This is a genomic window from Methylobacterium gregans (genome assembly GCF_022179245.1).
In the GTDB taxonomy this organism is placed as follows: Bacteria; Pseudomonadota; Alphaproteobacteria; order Rhizobiales; family Beijerinckiaceae; genus Methylobacterium; species Methylobacterium gregans.
The window spans coordinates 1-18,646 of the sequence record NZ_BPQM01000133.1; the positions used below are offsets into that span (position 1 = coordinate 1).

Here is an 18,646-nt window from a genome sequence, read left to right on the forward strand (position 1 = left end):
GCCCTCCAGCGGCAGGAGATGCCAGGCCGGAGCCGCGGGTGCGGCGGGCTCGGGTCGAGCCGCCCGAAAATCGGAAAAGACGTGCGCGTTCATGGACATCATATGGGGATCCACCCCCGATTCCGGCCCCCGGAGACTACCGGAATCGCGGCGCGCGCTTGACTTGGTGGGTCTCCCGTGAATGGTGCCGGCCTCGTTCCCGAGAGCCTGCCATGCACCGTTACCGTACCCACACCTGCGGGGCGCTCCGCCCGTCCGACGTCGGCGACACCGTCCGCCTCTCCGGCTGGTGCCACCGCATCCGCGACCACGGCGGCGTGCTGTTCATCGACCTGCGCGACCATTACGGCCTGACGCAGTGCGTGGTGGATTCCGATTCCAAGGCCTTCAAGGCGGCCGAGGCCGTGCGCTCCGAGTGGGTGATCCGCATCGACGGCCGGGTGCGCACCCGGCCCGCCGGCACCGAGAACGCCGAGCTGCCGACGGGCGCGGTCGAGGTCTATATCGACGACCTCGAAGTGCTGGGCGCGGCGGCCGAGCTGCCGATGCCGGTCTTCGGCGACGTCGAGTACCCGGAGGAGACGCGGCTGCGCTACCGCTTCCTCGATCTGCGCCGCGAGAAGCTGCACGCCAACATCATGAAGCGCGGCGCGATCATCGACGCGCTTCGCCGCCGCATGCGCGACGGCGGTTTCTTTGAGTTTCAGACGCCGATCCTCACGGCGTCGAGCCCGGAGGGCGCGCGCGACTTCCTCGTGCCGTCGCGTCTGCACCCCGGAAAGTTCTACGCGCTGCCGCAGGCGCCGCAGCAGTTCAAGCAGCTCACGATGATCGCGGGCTTCGACCGCTACTTCCAGATCGCGCCCTGCTTCCGCGACGAGGACGCGCGCGCCGACCGTAGCCCGGGCGAGTTCTACCAGCTCGATATCGAGATGAGCTTCGTCACGCAGGAGGACGTGTTCCAATCCGTCGAGCCGGTGCTGCGCGGCGTGTTCGAGGAGTTCGCGGAGGGCAAGCGGGTCACGAAGGAATTTCCGCGCATCACCTACGCGGACGCGATGCTGAAGTACGGCGTCGACAAGCCGGACCTGCGCAACCCCCTCGTCATCGCCGACGTCACGGACGAGTTCGCCGAGGAGGCGGTCGAGTTCAAGGCGTTCAAGGGCGTGATCAAGTCGGGCGGCGTGGTCCGGGCGATCCCCGCCACGGGTGCCGCCTCGCAGCCCCGCTCCTTCTTCGACAAGCTGAACGACTGGGCCCGCTCCGAGGGCGCGCCCGGCCTCGGCTACATCGTGTTCGAGGACGAGGGCGGCACGCTCACCGGCCGCGGCCCCATCGCCAAGTTCATCCCGGCCGAGATCCAGGCGCGCATCGCCCGGAAGGCCAATGCGAAGGCCGGCGACGCGGTGTTCTTCGCGGCCGGCCCCGAGGCCAAGGCGGCGGGGCTTGCCGGCAAGGCCCGCATCCGCATCGGCGACGATCTGAACTTGAGTGACAAGGATCAGTACGCCTTCTGCTGGATCACCGACTTCCCGATGTTCGAGTGGAACGAGGACGAGAAGAAGATCGACTTCTCGCACAACCCGTTCTCGATGCCGAACTTCGACCACGACGCCTTCCTGAAGCTCGGCGAGGGCGACGCGGAGACGATCCTCGGCATCAAGGCCTTCCAGTATGACATCGTCTGCAACGGCATCGAGCTGTCGTCGGGCGCGATCCGGAACCACAAGCCGGAGATCATGGAGAAGGCCTTCGGGCTCGCCGGCTACGGGCGCGACGTGCTGGAGGCGAAGTTCGGCGGCATGCTGAACGCGCTGCGCCTCGGGGCCCCGCCCCACGGCGGCATTGCGCCGGGCGTCGACCGCATCGTGATGCTGCTCTGCAACGAGCCGAACATCCGCGAGGTGGTGCTGTTCCCGATGAACCAGCGCGCCGAGGACCTGATGATGAGCGCCCCCTCGGAGGCGACGCCGAAGCAGCTGCGCGAGCTGCACATCCGGCTGAACCTGCCGGAGAAGAAGTAGGCGCAACGCCAGCCCTCCCCCTCCGCGGGGGAGGGAGACGCGGTGGTTCCCGTGCAAGACCTCGTCGCGATCGTCGTCGCCCACGACAGCGCCCACGCGCTGCCCGACTGCCTCGCGGCACTGCGCGCCGAGGGCGTGCCGACGATCGTGGTCGACAATGCCAGCCGCGACGGCTCGGCGGATCTGGCCGAGCGCCTCGGCGCCCGCGTCATCCGCAACGCCCGCAACGAGGGCTACGGCCGGGCGAACAACATCGGCGTGCGCGCCGCCGCCGGCGCGGCCCATGTCCTCATCGTCAATCCCGACCTGATCCTGCGCCCCGGGGCCGTGGCGGCGCTCCGCGCGGCGGCCGCGGCCTACCCGGATGCGGGGCTCTACGCGCCCCGCATCGTCGAGCCGGACGGGCGCTTCTTCTTCCAGGCGCAGTCCTTCCTGGCGCCCTACCTGCAGAACCCGTCCGGCCGTCGCGACCCGCCCGCGGGCGACGCCTGCGCGCCCTTCCTGTCGGGCGCCTGCCTGATGGTGGAGCGCGCGCTGTTCCTCGATCTCGGCGGCTTCGACGCGGCGATCTTCCTGTTCTACGAGGACGACGACCTCTGCCGGCGCGTGGCCGATGCGGGCCGCGCGCTGGTCCACGTCCACGGCGCGGAGGCGCTGCACGGGCGGGGGCGCTCCTCGGCGCCCGAGCGCGGCCGGGTCTTCCGCGCCCGCTGGCACATCGCGTGGTCGCAGGCCTATGTCGCCCGCAAGTACGGCCTGCCGGACCCGAGCTTCGGCACGTTCCTGACGAACGGCCTGAAGGCGATCCTCGCGCTCCTCGTCCTGCGCCGGGCCGGCTGGGAGCGCTACGGCGGCGCGGCGGCCGGGGCGCTGGCGGCGCTCCGGGGGAGCAGCGCGCTCGCGCGCGAGGGGCTGGACGGGGACGTGCGATGAGCGCCCTGCCCCCGCCGGCCGCCCTCGCCCGCGCGGCGCGCCTTCTCACCGCGCACGGTTTCCGCGAGGTCGCCCGCAACGCGCGCGGCGACAGCCTCTATCTGGCGCGGGGCGACGATCCCTGGCGCCTGCGCCTCTCGAACCATGCCCGCACGCCGAAGCAGCGGCGCGGGCATCCGGAGGTGCTGGCGAGCCTCGTCGTCCGGGAGCCGAAGACGGAGGCCCAGGTCGCCGCGATGGTCGAGGCGGCTCTGCGCGACTACGCGGGCGGGCTCAGGCGCGTGGCGGCTCAGGCCTCGGGGGCTTCCGCCGCATCGCGGAAGTAGGGCTCGACCGGCCCCTTCAGCTTCACGGTCATCGGGTTGCCGGCACGGTCGAGCGTCTTGCCGGCCGAGAGCCGCACCCAGCCCTCGCTGACGCAGTACTCCTCGACATTGGTCTTCTCGACGCCCTTGAAGCGCACGCCGACGCCGCGCTCCAGCAGCTTCTCGTCGTAGTACGGGCTGTTCGGGTTGGCGGCGAGGCGATCGGGGGGCGTGTCGGACATGGGTCTGTACGTCTGCTGGAAACCGAACCCCGCGGGTAGGCGATTCAAGGCCGCCGCGCAACGGCGAGCGCCGCCAGCAGGTCGTCGGTGCGGTCGCTGCAGAGGAGCGGCACGAGGCCGCTCACCGTCGCGTGCGGCAGGTCCCACCAGGCCGCGTCGAGGAGCGCGGTGACCGTCGCCGCGTCGAAGCGGGTGCGCACCACCCGCGCCGGGTTGCCGACGGCCACCGCGTAGGGCGGCACGTCCCGGGTGACCACGGCGCGCGCGGCCACCACCGCCCCGTGGCCGACCGTGACGCCCGGCAGGATCAGGCAGCCGGAGCCGAGCCAGACGTCGTGCCCGATCGTCACGTCGCCCCGGGCCACATGGTAGTCCTCCGGCGCCCGCGCGTCGGGGAACAGGGCGTCCATCGCGGCGAACGGGTAGGTCGTCGCCCAGTCGAGCCGGTGGCCTCCGCCCAGCAGGATCTCGACCTTGTCGGCGATGGAACAATAGCGGCCGATCGTCAGCCGCCGGCCGGAATCCGCGAAGCGCACTTTCGGCCTGCCATAGGAATAGGCGCCGATGGAGAACCCGTATCGCCGAACCAGTTTCGCGAGGTGGATGCGTGTCTCGTTGTGCGGGTTGCGCCCACTGCGCAGCCGGTGCAACAGGGCCTTCAACGGGCGCCGCCGAGGGGTGTGCGCAGAGTCTGCGAGCGAGCGGGAGTTGGGGCCATGGCCGAGAATATGTCCGAGGACCTGAAGTCCGGGGCGCTCGTCTACCACCGCCTGCCCAAGCCCGGGAAGCTGGAGATCCAGGCCACCAAGCCGCTCGGCAACCAGCGCGACCTCGCGCTCGCCTACTCGCCGGGCGTGGCCGCCGCCTGCATGGCGATCCACGAGGACCCGCAGGAGGCCGCGACCCTCACGATCCGCCAGAACCTCGTGGCGGTCCTGTCGAACGGTACCGCCGTGCTCGGCCTCGGCAATATCGGGCCCCTCGCCTCCAAGCCCGTGATGGAGGGCAAGGCGGTCCTGTTCAAGAAGTTCGCCGGCATCGACGTGTTCGACATCGAGGTCGACCAGCTCGACGTCGACAAGCTCGTCGACGTGGTCTGCGCGCTGGAGCCCACCTTCGGCGGCATCAACCTCGAAGACATCAAGGCGCCCGAGTGCTTCGAGGTCGAGGAGCGCTGCCGGGCCCGGATGAACATCCCGGTCTTCCACGACGACCAGCACGGCACCGCGATCATCGTGGCGGCAGCCGTCCTCAACGCCCTCGAACTCGCCGGCAAGAAGCTCACTGAGGCCAAGATCGTCACCTCGGGCGCCGGCGCGGCGGCTTTGGCCTGCCTCAACCTCCTCGTCTCGCTCGGCGCCAAGGTCGAGAATATCACGGTCACCGACATCAAGGGCGTGGTCTACAAGGGCCGCCCCGAGCTGATGGACCGCTGGAAGGACGTCTACGCCAAGGAGACCGAGGCGCGGACGCTGGCCGACGTCATCCCGGGCGCCGACATCTTCATCGGCCTCTCGGCCGGCGGCGTGCTCAAGCCCGAGTACCTCGAGAAGATGGCCGAGAAGCCGCTGATCATGGCGCTCGCCAACCCCTACCCGGAGATCATGCCGGATCTGGCCGAGAAGGCGCGGCCGGACGCGATGATCTGCACCGGGCGCTCGGACTTCCCGAACCAGGTCAACAACGTCCTCTGCTTCCCCTACATCTTCCGGGGCGCGCTCGATGTCGGCGCCCACAAGATCAACGAGGAGATGAAGATCGCCGCCGTGAAGGCGATCGCGGCGCTCGCCCGCGAGACGCCCTCCGACGTGGTGGCCCGCGCCTACGGTGGCGAGGCCCGGCCCTTCGGGCCCCGCTCACTGATCCCGAGCCCGTTCGACCCGCGCCTGATCCTGCGCATCGCGCCCGCGGTCGCGAAGGCCGCGATGGATTCGGGTGTCGCCGGTCGCCCGGTGGCCGACATCGACGCCTACGCCGAATCCCTCGACCGGTTCGTGCACCGCTCCGGCTTCATCATGAAGCCGCTCTTCTCGAAGGCCAAGGAGGCCCCGAAGCGCGTCATCTACGCCGAGGGCGAGGACGAGCGCGTGCTGCGCGCCGTGCAGGCGCTCGTCGAGGACGGGGTGGCCAAGCCGATCCTCGTCGGGCGCCCGCGGGTGGTCGAGACCCGGCTCAAGCGCTTCGGCCTCTCGATCCAAGAGGGCCGCGACTTCGAGCTGATCGATCCCGAGGACGATCCGCGCTACCGCGCCTACGTGCAGACCTATCTGGAGGTCGCAGGGCGTCGCGGCATCACGCCGGAGGCCGCCCGCACGCTGGTGCGTACCAACACCACGGTGATCGGCGCGATCGCCGTGCGCCGCGGCGAGGCCGACGCGCTGATCTGCGGCCTGGAGGGCCGGTTCGAGACGCGCCTGCGCATCATCCGCGACGTGATCGGGCTGAAGCCTGGCCTGACGCAGTGCGCCGCGATGAGCCTCATCGTCACCAAGAAGGGCGCCTTCTTCCTGGCCGACACCCATGTCCGGCCGGACCCGACCGAGGAGGAGATCGCCGAGGTGGCGCTCGCCTGCGCCAACCACGTCAGCCGCTTCGGGCAGACCCCGAAGATCGCGCTGCTCAGCCACTCGGATTTCGGCCAGTCCGACTCGAGCTCGGCCCGGAAGATGCGCGCCGCCCTGGCGCTCCTGCAGGAGCGGGCGCCGAGCCTTCAGGTCGACGGCGAGATGCAGGCCGACTCGGCTCTCTCCGAGCTGATCCGCGACCGCGTCCTGCCGGGCTCGCGGCTGAAGGGCTCGGCCAACGTGCTGATCTTCCCGAACCTGGACGCGGCCAACATCGCCTTCCAGTTCGCCAAGGTGCTGGCCGACGCCCTGCCGGTGGGGCCCTTGCTGATCGGCCCGGCCAAGCCCGCCCACATCCTCACGCCCTCGGTGACGGCGCGCGGCATCGTCAACGTGACGGTGGCGGCGGTGGTCGAGGCGCAGGGCGGCGCGGTCGATGCGAGCCAGGACGCGGCCGAGGCCGGTGCCGGGTTGCAGGCGGAGTAAGAATAAGAAGCGCTCCGACCAAGTGACCCGCGCCCGGATAGGGCGCGGGTTTTCTAGTGAGCGAGAGCGGGCCCGGCCCAGGCCTGCGCCCGGCGGCCGCTTCGCCGCGATCGCGCGGCTGAGAGCGAAGCGCCCTACCTCTCCACCTCGATCTTCCCCTCCCGACCGATCAGCCGACCGAGACCGCGCACACGGTTGAGCAGGCGGTCGCTGCCGAGCGACGCGGCCTCCGCGGGCAGGCGCAGCGTCACGGCCCTGTCTGTCGCGGCAAGCGGCGTCCGGCCCAGCACGCCGCCCATCCCCGCCGAGAGCGGGAAGGCCACCCGCAGCAGCGCGCCGAGGAGTCGTGCCCGCTCGAACAGGCGCGGGCCGGCGAGCGCGCGCAGGACCGGGCTCGCCTTCTCCGGCGCCACGCCGTCGTGTCGCAGGGCAACCGCCAGCGCCAGATAGGCCCGGCCCGGATGGTCGATGCCCGTGAAGGCGCCGTTCTGGATCAGGGCGATGCTCTGCTCGCCGCGGTAGTCGGGATGGGCCCGCCAAGCGAGGTCGGAGAGCAGGCAGGCGGCGTGGCGCAGGCGGCGCTCGTCGAGCGTCTCGGGTCCGTCGAGGCTCTCCACGAAGCGGTCGGTCCAGCCGATCAGGTCCTCGGCGTGACCGGGCGAGCGCGCCCGCAGGGCGTTCAGCTCGGCCGCCGAGGCGATCAGCGCGTCCGCTGCCCGCGCGTCGCGGTCGAGCTGCTCGTAGAGCAGGCCCTCGCGCACGCCGGTCGCCGAGATCGCGATCTCGCGCGGGCGCCCGACCCGGATGATCTCCTCCAGCACCACGGCGCCGTAGGCGAGCAGCGGCCGGCGCGCCTCCGAGATCGCCTCGACGTCCTGAAGCTGGGCGGCGTCGGACTGCTCGACCACCTGCAGGAAGCTCAGCTCGTCCGAGGGCTCGACGGTGTAGCCGTGCATGACGTGGAGCGGGTACTGGCGGGCGGCCATGTGCAGGCGGGCGAGCGCCCGCCACGTGCCGCCGACCGCGTAGAAGGTCCGGCCCTTCAGGGTCTCGAGCTGCGGGGCGGCCTTGCGCATGTGCTCGCGCACGAGCTTCGCTGCCTTTTTCAGGGAGCCGCCCGAGAGGTCCTGCAGGGCGAGGCCGCCGAGCGGCATCGTGACCCCCTGCCCCACCACGGCGCCCCGCACGTCCACGAGTTCGAGCGAGCCGCCGCCGAGATCGCCCACCACGCCGTCTGGCGCGTTGAAGCCCGAGATCACGCCGAGCGCCGACAATTCGGCCTCGCGCCGGCCGGACAGGAGCTGGATCTCGGTGCCGCAGGCCGTCCGCGCGGCCTCCAGGAAATCCGGGCCGTTCTCGGCGTCGCGCGCGGCGGCGGTGGCCAGCACGTGCAGGCGCCTCACCCCCATCGTGTCGCAGAGGACCCGGAAGCGGGCAAGCGCGGCGAGCGCCCGCCGGACCGCCTCCTCGTTGAGACGGCCCGTGGTGAGCACGTTGCGGCCCAGGCCGCACAGGACCTTCTCGTTGTAGATCGGGGTCGGCGACCGGCCGAGCCGGTCGTAGGCGACGAGGCGGACCGAGTTCGAGCCGATGTCGATGATCGCGATCGGGTCCAGCCGGTCGCCGGCCGCGTGGGAGGTGGCAGGATGAAGATCCAAATCCGCCGATCCTTGTCGCTCGCCCGCCCCACCGGCGTGGCCCGGGGCCACTAGCTAGAGGCAAAACGCGGCGCGTGGAACCGGAGGCGGTGCGCGGAGGCCGGTTTTCCCCGCGCCGCCGAGCCTCCCCGAGCCCGATCCGCCCTACGGCTTCTTCGGCTCCGCGGCCTCCGGCTTCTGCTCGCTCGGCGAGGGCGGGGCGGCTGCCGTGCGCTCGATCTTCGCGTCCTGGCGCAGCTTCAGGATCAGGTCCTGCTGCGCCTTGCGGATCAGGTGCTGGTCGATCTGCTCCTTCAGCTCGTCGAAAGTCGGCAGCGGCTTCACTCGCTTCTCCTCGACCTTGATGACGTGCCAGCCGAACTGGGTCTTGATCGGGTCCGAGACCTGATTGACCGGCAGCTTGAAGGCGGCGTCGGCGAACTCCTTCACCATCCGCTCCTTCGTGAACCAGCCGAGGTCGCCCCCCTCGGTCTTGGAGCCCGGATCCTTCGAGGTCTCGGCCGCGACCTTGCCGAAATCCTCGCCGCCCTTGATGCGGGCGGCGATCTTCTTCGCCTCGGCCTCGTTGTCCACGAGGATGTGGCGGGCGTGCACCTCCTCCTCGGGCTTCATCAGCTTGACGCTCTGGTCGTAGACGCCCTTCGCGGCCTCGGGCGTCGCCGCCTTCTTGGCCTCGCGCTCAAGGTACTCGTCGAGCAGGAGCTTGTCGCGGAAATAGGCGAGCTTGCGCTTGAAGTCCGGCGTCTCGCCGACCTTGGCAGCCTCGGCCGCCTGGGCGCCGACCTTCAGATCCACGAGGTAATCGACCAGCAGCCCCTGCTTCTGCGCCTCGTCCACGCCCGGCAGCGACAGGGCCGGGTCGTCGGAGGCGACGCTGAGGTCGCCGCCCGTGATCGGCTGGCCGTTGACCTTGGCCACCACCGTGTCGGGCGCGATCGGCGCGGGGACCGGGGTCTCGGCGGCCTTTGTCTCGGGCGCCTTGCCGGCCGGGGCCTGGGCCGCGGCGAGCCCGGGCACCGCAAGGGCGAGCGCGAGGGCGCTGGCGCGCAGGAGATGGGTCGGCTTCGTCATGGCGTCGGGATTCCTCGGCGTACGGCGGCCGCGCGCTCCGCGGGTGCGGGCCCCCGGACGATGTCTCGGCGGGCATGAAGCGCGGCTTTCGGCGACACAGGTGGCTTGGCCTCGTTCCGAACGCAAGCGTTGCGGCAGATCAGTCCTGACGCGGAACACCCGATCGTGAGGACTGCCCTCGGACAGCCGGTATCCGCGCCGTGCGGAGGCCGCGAAAGCGCCCGCCTGTGGGTGCCGCCTCTTTCAGGTGCGCGGCCCGATGTTTACCTCTATAAGCCCGGCCAACTCAGCCAAGACCGGCCCGTGGCGGCACGCCGCCCACGGGCTCGCGCGTCCGTAGGTTCACGATGCTAGGCAATCTCGCCAAGAAGATTTTCGGCTCCTCGAACGACCGCCGCGTCAAGGGCTACCGCCCGCGCGTCGCGGCGATCAACGCGCTGGAGCCCGAGCTTCAGGCGCTCTCGGACGAGGCCCTGCGCGCGCGCACCGACATGCTGAAGGCGGAACTCGCGGGCGGCAAGACCCTTGACGACATCCTGGTGCCGGCTTTCGCCACGGTGCGCGAGGCCGCCAAGCGCGTCCTCGGCCAGCGCCACTTCGACGTGCAGCTGATCGGCGGCATGGTGCTGCACGAGGGTGGCATCGCCGAGATGCGCACCGGCGAGGGCAAGACCCTGGTGGCGACGCTGCCCGTCTACCTGAACGCGCTCTCGGGCAAGGGCGTCCACGTCGTCACGGTGAACGACTACCTCGCCTCGCGCGACGCCGAGTGGATGGGCCGGGTCTACCGCTTCCTGGGGCTCACCGTCGGCACCATCGTGCACGGGCTCGACGACGAGCAGCGCAAGCACAGCTACGCCTGCGACATCACCTACGGCACGAACAACGAGTACGGGTTCGACTACCTGCGCGACAACATGAAGTACGAGCTCTCGCAGCTCGCGCAGCGGGGGCACAACTTCGCCATCGTGGACGAGGTCGACTCGATCCTCATCGACGAGGCGCGCACGCCGCTGATCATCTCGGGGCCGGTGGACGACCGCTCGGAGCTCTACGTCGCGGTCGACGCGATCATGCCGCAGCTCCGGAAGGAGTACTACGACCTCGACGAGAAGCAGCGCACCGTCTCGCTCACTGAGGAGGGCAACGAGTTCATCGAGGAAGCCCTGCGCGAGGCCGGCATCCTCAAGGAGGGCGACCTCTACGACGCCCACAACGTCAGCCTCGTCCACCACGTGAACCAGGCGCTCCGGGCCAACACCCTGTTCACCCGCGACAAGGACTACATCGTCCGCAACGACGAGGTGGTGATCATCGACGAGTTCACCGGCCGCATGATGCAGGGCCGGCGCTACTCGGAAGGGCTCCATCAGGCGCTCGAGGCCAAGGAGCGGGTGACGATCCAGCCCGAGAACCAGACGCTCGCCTCGATCACCTTCCAGAACTACTTCCGCCTCTACAAGAAGCTCGCCGGCATGACCGGCACCGCCTCGACCGAGGCCGACGAGTTCGCCGAGATCTACAAGCTCGAAGTGGTCGACATCCCGACCAACAAGGAGGTCGAGCGCGTCGACGAGGACGATCAGGTCTACCGCACCGTCGAGGAGAAGTACGAGGCGATCATCGAGGAGATCGACCGGGCCCATTCCCGGCTGCAGCCCGTGCTCGTCGGCACCGGCTCGATCGAGAAGTCCGAGTACCTTGCCGACCTCCTGCGCAAGCACGGCTACAAGGCGCTCGACTACTCCGACCCGAACGCGCTGACCGACGTCTACGCTGCCGCCCGCGAGGGCCGGGTGACCAAGCGCTTCGCGGTGCTGAACGCCCGCTTCCACGAGCAGGAGGCCTACATCGTGGCCGAGGCCGGCGTGCCGGGTGCCATCACCATCGCCACCAACATGGCCGGCCGCGGCACCGACATCAAACTCGGCGGCAACGTCGAGATGCGGGTCGAGAAGGAGCTCGCCGGCATGGCCGAAGGGCCCGAGCGCGACGCGGCCATCGAGGCGATCAAGGCCGAGATCGCCGAGAACCGCGCCAAGGTTCTGGCCACCGGCGAGCCGGCCGATCCTGCGGCCGGCCGCAAGAAGGACCTGCCGGGCGGCCTCTACATCATCGGCACCGAGCGCCACGAGAGCCGGCGCATCGATAACCAGCTGCGCGGCCGCTCGGGCCGCCAGGGCGATCCCGGACGCTCGAAGTTCTACCTCTCGCTGCAGGACGACCTGATGCGGATCTTCGGGTCCGACCGCATGGACGGGATGCTGCAGAAGCTGGGCCTCGAGAAGGGCGAGGCCATCATCCATCCCTGGATCAACAAGGCCATCGAGAAGGCGCAGCAGAAGGTCGAGGCGCGCAACTTCGACATGCGCAAGAACGTGCTCAAGTACGACAACGTGATGAATGACCAGCGCAAGGTCGTCTTCGAGCAGCGCCGCGACTTCATGGGCCAGGACAGCGTGCGCGAGACCGTCGACGACATGCGCCACGGCGTGATCGACGACCTCGTGGCGAGCCACATCCCCGAGAACGCCTACGCGGAGCAGTGGGACACCGCGGGCCTGCGCCAGCGCGTCTCCGAGGTGCTGAACCTCGACGTGCCGGTCGAGGACTGGGCCAAGGAAGAGGGCATCGCCGACGAGGAGATCCGCGAGCGCCTGCGCAAGCTCGCCGACGAGGCCTACGCCGAGCGCGCCGAGCGGAACGGCGCGGAGGTCTCCGCCTATATCGAGAAGCAGGTCCTGCTCCAGACCCTCGACCACCTCTGGCGGGAGCACCTCGTGACGCTTGACCACCTGCGGCAGGTGATCGGCTGGCGCGGTTTCGCCCAGCGCGACCCGCTGAACGAGTACAAGTCCGAGGCCTTCGATCTCTTCAACAGCCTCGTGGCCTCGCTCCGCGAGCAGGTCACCGGCCAGCTCTCGCGGGTCGAGATCATGTTCCAGGAGCCGGACCAGGCCGGCGGCCAGCCCTTCCCGGGCGAGTCGCCCGCCCTGCCCCCGATGTTCGCCCAGCACCTCGACCCGGTGACCGGCGAGAACGAGTTCGGCCGCGGCTCCGGCAGCGACGGCGGTGCGGGCCCGGCGCTCGGCTACGCGGCGCAAGGGATCTCGGCCGACGGCGCCGTGCTGGAGCGCGACCCGGCCGACCCGGCGACCTGGGGCCGCGTCGGCCGCAACGAGGCCTGCCCCTGCGGCTCGGGCAAGAAGTACAAGCACTGCCACGGCAGCTATCAGGTCTGAGCCCGCGCAATCCTCCCTCCCCCTCTGCGGGGGAGGGGGAGCGGTCGCCGCAGCACTCCTCGATCATCGCAAAACGTCGTCCATGCCCGCCCTGTTCATCGCCGGCGCCGGCACCGAGATCGGCAAGACCTACGTCACCGCCGCCCTCACCCGGCGGCTGATCGCGGACGGGCGCCGGGTCCGCACCTTGAAGCCGCTGGCGAGCGGCGTCCCGTCAATCGGTGATCCGGACTTCGCGGCGAGCGACACGGCCCGGCTACTCGCCGCACAAGGCATCGCCCCCTCCCCCGAGGCCGTCGAGGCCTGCTCGCCCTGGCGCTACGCCGCCCCGCTCGCGCCCGATCAGGCGGCGGCGCTCGAGGGCCGCGCCCTCGCCCTGCCCGACCTCGTGGCGTGGTGCCGCGCCGAGATCGCCCGGGCCGAGGACATCCTGATCATCGAGGGCGTCGGCGGCCTGATGAGCCCGGTCACGCCCGAGGCCACCGGCCTCGATTGGCTGAAGGCGCTGGGGATCCCGGCCCTCCTCGTCTCCGGCAGCTATCTCGGCGCGATCAGCCACGCGCTCACCGCCTGCGAGACCCTGCGCTTCCACGGCGTGGCGCTGCGGGCGGTCGCGGTGAGCGAGAGCCCCGGCGCGCCGACGCCGCCGGAGACCGTCGCGGCGGCGATCCGCCCCCGCGTCGCGGCGCCCGTCCTCTGCATCGCCCGCGGCGCGCCCTGCCCCGTCGCGCTCGCGGACGTGGCGCGCGGGTGACAGGGATCTCATCCTCACCCGTCCGTGGGACCGCGGAGCCCGGTCGCGCGTTGTAGCGCCCGACAGACCCGGATCGGGTCGCGCCTGCCCGGAGCCGACAGTGAGCCAGAGCGAGGTCCGCGCGGGGAGCGAGGCCGGCGAGGAGCGCGGCGGACTGAAGCCCGCCCTGTTGCTCGGGGCGCTCGGCGTCGTCTACGGCGATATCGGCACGAGCCCGCTCTACGCCTTCAAGGAGGCGGTGCGCGCCGCGCATCCCGGCGCTCACAGCGCCGACCCGGCGGCGGTGACGGGTGCGGTCTCGCTGATCCTCTGGGCCCTGATCCTGATCGTCTCGATCAAGTACGCGGTGCTGATCCTGCGCGCCGACAACCGCGGCGAGGGCGGCATCGTGGCGATGCTGGCGCTGCTCGGCGCCCGCCACGCCCGGCCGCATTCCTGGCAGAGCCTGCTCCTCGTGGTCGGCCTCGTCGGCGCCGCCCTCCTCTACGGCGACGGCGCGATCACGCCCGCGATCTCGGTGCTCTCTGCGGTGGAGGGCCTGAAGGTCGACGCGCCCGCCCTGGGGCGCTTCGTGGTGCCGATCACGCTGGCGATCCTCGTCGCCCTGTTCCTCGTGCAGAGCAAGGGCGTCGCCTTCATCGGCCGGATGTTCGGCCCGGTGATGCTGGTCTGGTTCTGCGTGCTCGTCCTGCTCGGCCTCGGCGGCATCTGGCACCGGCCGGAGATCCTGGCGGCCGCCAACCCGCTGAAGGCGGTCGAGTTCATGGGCCATGCCGGCTGGGGCGTGAGCTTCGCCATGCTGGGCGCGGCCTTCCTGGCGGTCACCGGCGGCGAGGCGATGTACGCCGATCTTGGCCATTTCGGCGCCGGGCCGATCCGGGTCTCGTGGTTCGCCCTCGTGCTGCCCGCCCTCGTGATCAACTACCTGGGCCAGGGCGCCGGGCTCCTGCTGGAGCCGGACGCGATCGAGAACCCGTTCTACCGCCTCGCCCCGGACTGGGCGCACTACCCGCTGATCGGGCTCGCCACGCTCGCCACCGTCATCGCCTCGCAGGCGATCATCTCGGGCGTGTTCTCGCTGACCCAGCAATCGATCCAGCTCGGCTTCCTGCCGGCTATGCGCATCGTCCAGACGGCGCCCGACGAGCGCGGCCAGATCTACGTGCCGGCGGTGAACTGGCTGCTCGCCGCCGCCACGCTGACGGCGGTGGTGGTGTTCGAGACCTCGGACGCGCTGGCCGGGGCCTACGGCATCGCGGTCTCGCTGCTGATGGCGATCACCACGATCCTGGCCGCCCTCATCGCGCACCGGTGGGGCTACGCGCTGCCCGCGGTCATCGCCGTGAACGGCTTCTTCCTGCTGATCGATCTGGTCTTCCTCAGCGCCAACAGCGTGAAGCTGTTCGAGGGCGGCTGGTTTCCGCTGGTGCTCGCGGGCTTCGTCGCCCTGATGATGCTGACGTGGCGGCGCGGCAACCAGCTCATCGAGGAGGCGCGCGTCGAGCTGCGCCAGCCGGAATCGGCCTTCCTCACGAACCTGCAGCACCGGGACATCGTCCGCCTGCCCGGCACCGGCGCCTTCCTGTCGGCGGCGACGCACGGCATCCCGCTGCACCTCTCGCGCTTCGTCGAGCGCAGCCACGCGCTGCACCGGCGCGTCGTCATCGTCACGGCGCTCTACGAGGAGACGCCGACGGTGCCGGAAACCGAGCGCGCCCGCGCCACCCTGCTGGCGCCCGACTTCTACCGGCTGATCCTGCGCTACGGCTTCATGGAGGACGCCTCGATACCCGAGGGCCTGCGCTGCGCCGTGGAGCACCGGCACCTGCCGGCGGCGATCCTCGACGACCTCACGGTCTTCATCGGGCACGAGACCGTCATCCCGAAGAGCGACGACCGGGGCATGATGCCCTGGCGGGAGAACCTGTTCGCCTTCATGCAGCGCAACGCAGAGCGCACCGGCGCCTATTTCTGCGTGCCGACCCGGCAGGTGGTCGAGGTGGGCACCGAGATCGAGATCTGACGGGGCCCGTCGTGCCCTCGCCTGCGCCGGCTCCCGGCCTCGACCCCGGAGCGACCACCCTCGCCATCGACCGCCCGAGTCGCTAGACAACGGCGTCTCCCGAGACCCGGCTATCCATGGATCCGACGACACGCCCCGACGCGCACCGGCTGCCGGTGCGGGTCTACTACGAGGACACCGACTTCTCGGGCTTCGTCTACCACGCGAGCTACCTGCGCTTCATGGAGCGCGGCCGTACCGAGCTGTTGCGGGATCTCGCGGGCGACCAGTCCGACCTGCACCGCGACGCGGACGGCCTCGTCTTCGTGGTGCGCCGCATGGAGATCGACTACCTCAAGCCCGCCCGCATGGATGATGCGCTCACGATCGTCACGGCGACGCGGGAGCTGCGCGGCGCCTCGATGCATCTCAGCCAGGCCGTGATGCGGGGCGAGGAGGCTCTGGTCCGCGCCGAGGTGGTGGTGGCCTGCGTGCGCGGCGGCCGGGCGATCCGCCTGCCGGAGCGCCTGCGGCAGACGCTCACGCCCGCAGGTGCGCCCTCCGCGGACACCAATTCTTAACCCTGCCAGGGCCTTAACTGATCCTCACGCATTCCCGCGGAGCGGCCTGCCCCCGCGCGGCCCTAACTTCGACACGTTCGGCGGCGATTGCCGTTGAAATCGTTCGACGATTTGGCCCGAGCGCGAGCCTTGCCCGCTTCGGTACGGGCGCGCCCCGGGCACCGAGGAACAGGTCCATGAATCCAGCCGACGCCATGGCGGTCCACGCACCGGTCGCCGATATGAGCCTGCTCGGCCTGTTCCTTCAGGCCCACTTCGTCGTGAAGATCGTGATGGTCGGCCTGCTCAGCGCCTCCGTCTGGTGCTGGGCGATCATCGTCGACAAGACGCTGCTGTTCCGCCGCACCCGCGCCGAGATGGATTCCTTCGAGGACGCGTTCTGGTCCGGCCGCTCGCTGGAGGAGCTGTTCCGCTCCTTCAACGACCGCCCGGCCACCGGCCTCGCGGCCGTGTTCGTCGCCGCCATGCGCGAGTGGAAGCGCTCGTTCGAGGGCTCGGGCCGGCAGATCCAGTCGCTCAGCCAGCGCATCGACAAGACGCTCGACGTCACCATCCAGCGCGAGGTCGAGCGCCTCGAGTCGCGCCTGCTCTTCCTCGCCTCGATCGGTTCGGCCGGTCCCTATATCGGCCTGTTCGGCACGGTCTGGGGCATCATGACCGCCTTCACGTCGATCGCGGCCTCCAAGAACACCTCGCTCGCGGTCGTCGCGCCGGGCATCGCCGAGGCGCTGTTCGCTACCGCGATCGGCCTGTTCGCGGCGATCCCGGCCGTGCTCGCCTACAACAAGCTCCAGGCGGAGGTGGCCAAGGCCCAGTCGCGGCTGGAGGGCTTCGCCGACGAGTTCTCGGCGATCCTGTCCCGCCAGATCGACGAGCGCCTCTCGCTCGCCGCCTGACCCGGCAGGACCCGAACTCAAAGGATCCGAACCCATGGGCATGGCAGCGGGCGGCAAGGCCGGCACGAGGCGGCGGCGCGGCGGGCGCCGCGGCGGCGCCATCAACGAGATCAACATGACGCCGTTCATCGACGTCGTGCTGGTGCTGCTGATCATCTTCATGGTGGCAGCCCCGATGATGACGGTCGGCGTGCCCCTCGACCTGCCGCAATCGAAGGCGGCGCCGCTCAACTCCGACACCAAGCCCATCACCCTGTCGATCCGCCAGACCGGCCAGGTCTTCCTCGGCGAGGACGAGCTCTCCGACGACACGATCGTGCCGAAGCTCACCGAGGCCTCGAAGGCCGGCACGGAGGAGCGGGTCTTCGTGCGCGGCGACAAGCGCGTCGATTACGGCCGCGTCGCCCAGGTGATGGCGATCGTCACCGGCGGGGGCTTCCGCAAGGTCGCCCTCGTCACCGAGCCCGACCAGCGATAACGGGGCGCCAGCGTGGCACTCAAGCTCGACCGCAGGGAACCGGGGGTCTGGATCTCGGTGGGCACCCACGTCGCCGTGGTGGCCGCCGCGATCATCGGCATCTCGGCCCCGGCCCTGCCGGAGGCGCAGGAGGGCGTGCCCGTCGAGGTGATCACCGAGAACCAGTTCTCGGAGCTGACCAAGGGCGAGCGCAACGCCGAGAAGCCGCTCTCCGACGCCAAGCCCCGCGCCGACCGCCAGGCGGAGAAGTTCGAGGAGCGCGAGCCGGAGAACGCCAAGGTCGATTCGCCGACCGCGCCCACCCGCACCGCCGACATGAAGGTCGCCAACGCCGACGCGATGGCCCTGCGCATGAGCGAGCCGGACCCCGCCGAGGAGAAGGCCAAGGCGGACGCCAAGGCCAAGGCGGAGGCTGCCGAGAAGGCTGCCGAGAAGGCCGCGGCGGAGAAGGCCGAGGCCGCCAAGGCCGCCAAGGCCGCGGCCGCGGAGAAAGCCGCTGCCGAGAAGGCGGCCGCGGCGAAGGCCGAAGCCAAGGCCAAGGCCGAGGCCGCCAAGGCGGAGGCCGAGAAGCGCGAGGAACTCGCCAAGCTGATCGAGCGCGAGGAGGCCGAGGCCGCGGCGGAAGCCAAGGCGAAGGCCAAGGCGGACGCCGCCGCGAAGGCCAGGGCCGAGGCGGCCGCGAAGGCCAAGGCGGACGCGGCCGCCAAGGCGGAGGCCGAGCGCAAGGAGGCCGAGCACCAGAAGCAGCTCGCCGAGGCCAAGGCGGAGGCCGAGCGCGAGAAGGCGGAGGCCGCCGCCAAGGCGAAGGCCGAGGCGGCCGCCAAGGCCGAGGCCGCCGCCAAGGCCGCGAAGGCCAAGGCGGTGGCGGACGCCAAGGCGAAGGCGGATGCCGAGGCCAAGGCGCGCAAGCAGGCCGAGCTCGCCGACAAGTTCAACGCCGGGGACATCAAGTCCCTGCTCGCCTCGAAATCGCCCTCGCAATCGACGGGCGCGACGGGCCGCGACGTGCAGCGGGTCGCCTCGCTCGGTGCCGCCACCGGCACGTCGCAGAAGCTCTCGCCCTCGATGCGCGACGCGCTCGTCGGCATGCTCCAGCAGCAGATCGAGCGCTGCTACTCCGCGCCCCCCGGGGCCTCGCAGGGCGTGATCCTGCCGGTGCTCGACATCCGCCTGAACCCGGACGGGTCGCTGGGCAGCGAGCCCCGGGTGATGCGCTCGGGCCAGAACGCGACCGACCAGTCGATCGCCCAGGCCGCGCTGCGTGCCGTGCGGCGCTGCGCGCCCTACAAGATCCCGGCCCAGTACGCGCCCTTCTACAACGACTGGAAAGCCATCAACGCGGAGTTCGAGTTCACGGCGACCTGACGCCTGGGACTCTGCCCGCACCGATCCAGCGACCGGACCCGACCA

General features: G+C 70.7%; 15 protein-coding genes. 11 read left to right on the forward strand and 4 right to left on the reverse strand.

The window, feature by feature from the left end:
- Positions 1-212 precede the first annotated feature (212 nt).
- Genes aspS through MFF54_RS23050 form a run of 3 tightly spaced genes read left to right on the forward strand, consistent with a single transcriptional unit; the run spans position 213 to position 3,283 of the window.
- Positions 213-2,024, forward strand: coding sequence for an aspartate--tRNA ligase (gene aspS, locus MFF54_RS23040; RefSeq protein ID WP_238306546.1), 1,812 nt, complete (start codon positions 213-215; stop codon positions 2,022-2,024).
- A gap of 51 nt (positions 2,025-2,075) precedes the next feature.
- The gene (locus MFF54_RS23045; RefSeq protein WP_238306565.1) at positions 2,076-2,957 is read left to right on the forward strand and encodes a glycosyltransferase family 2 protein; all 882 of its coding nucleotides are present in this window, start codon (positions 2,076-2,078) and stop codon (positions 2,955-2,957) included.
- A complete protein-coding gene (locus MFF54_RS23050) occupies positions 2,954-3,283 on the forward strand; it encodes a hypothetical protein (RefSeq protein ID WP_238306547.1) in 330 nt (109 codons plus the stop codon). The genes MFF54_RS23045 and MFF54_RS23050 overlap by 4 nt, the downstream gene beginning before the upstream one ends.
- On the opposite strand, the gene MFF54_RS23055 is transcribed toward MFF54_RS23050, so the two are convergent.
- Together MFF54_RS23055 and MFF54_RS23060 are read right to left on the reverse strand one after the other, a co-directional pair.
- A complete protein-coding gene (locus MFF54_RS23055; RefSeq protein WP_238306548.1) occupies positions 3,247-3,504 on the reverse strand; it encodes a DUF3297 family protein in 258 nt (85 codons plus the stop codon). The two genes, MFF54_RS23050 and MFF54_RS23055, sit on opposite strands and share 37 nt — an antisense overlap.
- 44 nt (positions 3,505-3,548) lie before the next feature.
- Positions 3,549-4,154 (reverse strand): CatB-related O-acetyltransferase, encoded by a 606-nt coding sequence (locus MFF54_RS23060; RefSeq protein WP_283206315.1) that lies wholly within the window; start codon positions 4,152-4,154, stop codon positions 3,549-3,551.
- A gap of 66 nt (positions 4,155-4,220) precedes the next feature.
- Between MFF54_RS23060 and MFF54_RS23065 the strand changes: the two genes are divergently transcribed.
- Positions 4,221-6,554: an NADP-dependent malic enzyme gene (locus MFF54_RS23065; protein WP_283206313.1), complete on the forward strand. Its 2,334-nt coding sequence runs from the start codon at positions 4,221-4,223 to the stop codon at positions 6,552-6,554.
- Positions 6,555-6,688: 134 nt separating this feature from the next.
- Here MFF54_RS23065 and ppx read toward each other — a convergent pair whose 3' ends face one another.
- Positions 6,689-8,212, reverse strand: coding sequence for an exopolyphosphatase (gene ppx / locus MFF54_RS23070; RefSeq protein WP_238306550.1), 1,524 nt, complete (start codon positions 8,210-8,212; stop codon positions 6,689-6,691).
- Positions 8,213-8,356: 144 nt separating this feature from the next.
- A complete protein-coding gene (locus tag MFF54_RS23075) occupies positions 8,357-9,283 on the reverse strand; it encodes a peptidylprolyl isomerase (protein ID WP_238306551.1) in 927 nt (308 codons plus the stop codon).
- A 347-nt stretch (positions 9,284-9,630) separates the two neighbouring features.
- Between MFF54_RS23075 and secA the strand changes: the two genes are divergently transcribed.
- From secA to tolA, 7 genes are all read left to right on the forward strand, one after another.
- Positions 9,631-12,525: a preprotein translocase subunit SecA gene (gene secA, locus MFF54_RS23080; protein WP_238306552.1), complete on the forward strand. Its 2,895-nt coding sequence runs from the start codon at positions 9,631-9,633 to the stop codon at positions 12,523-12,525.
- 82 nt (positions 12,526-12,607) lie between these two features.
- Complete coding sequence (gene bioD / locus MFF54_RS23085; RefSeq protein ID WP_238306553.1) at positions 12,608-13,279, forward strand: dethiobiotin synthase; 672 nt, start codon at positions 12,608-12,610, stop codon at positions 13,277-13,279.
- Between the two features lie 100 nt (positions 13,280-13,379).
- Entirely contained in the window at positions 13,380-15,302 is a 1,923-nt protein-coding gene (locus MFF54_RS23090) for a potassium transporter Kup (protein WP_370880178.1), read from the forward strand.
- 116 nt (positions 15,303-15,418) lie between these two features.
- Positions 15,419-15,862 carry a tol-pal system-associated acyl-CoA thioesterase gene (gene ybgC / locus MFF54_RS23095; protein WP_238306554.1) on the forward strand — a complete coding sequence of 148 codons (444 nt, stop codon included), beginning with the start codon at positions 15,419-15,421 and terminating at the stop codon, positions 15,860-15,862.
- A 176-nt stretch (positions 15,863-16,038) separates the two neighbouring features.
- On the forward strand, positions 16,039-16,758 hold the full coding sequence (gene tolQ, locus MFF54_RS23100; protein WP_066919516.1) for a protein TolQ: 720 nt from the start codon (positions 16,039-16,041) through the stop codon (positions 16,756-16,758).
- Between the two features lie 34 nt (positions 16,759-16,792).
- Positions 16,793-17,236 (forward strand): ExbD/TolR family protein, encoded by a 444-nt coding sequence (locus tag MFF54_RS23105; protein ID WP_238306555.1) that lies wholly within the window; start codon positions 16,793-16,795, stop codon positions 17,234-17,236.
- 12 nt (positions 17,237-17,248) lie between these two features.
- The gene (tolA, locus tag MFF54_RS23110) at positions 17,249-18,601 is read left to right on the forward strand and encodes a cell envelope integrity protein TolA (RefSeq protein ID WP_238306556.1); all 1,353 of its coding nucleotides are present in this window, start codon (positions 17,249-17,251) and stop codon (positions 18,599-18,601) included.
- Positions 18,602-18,646: the final 45 nt, after the last annotated feature.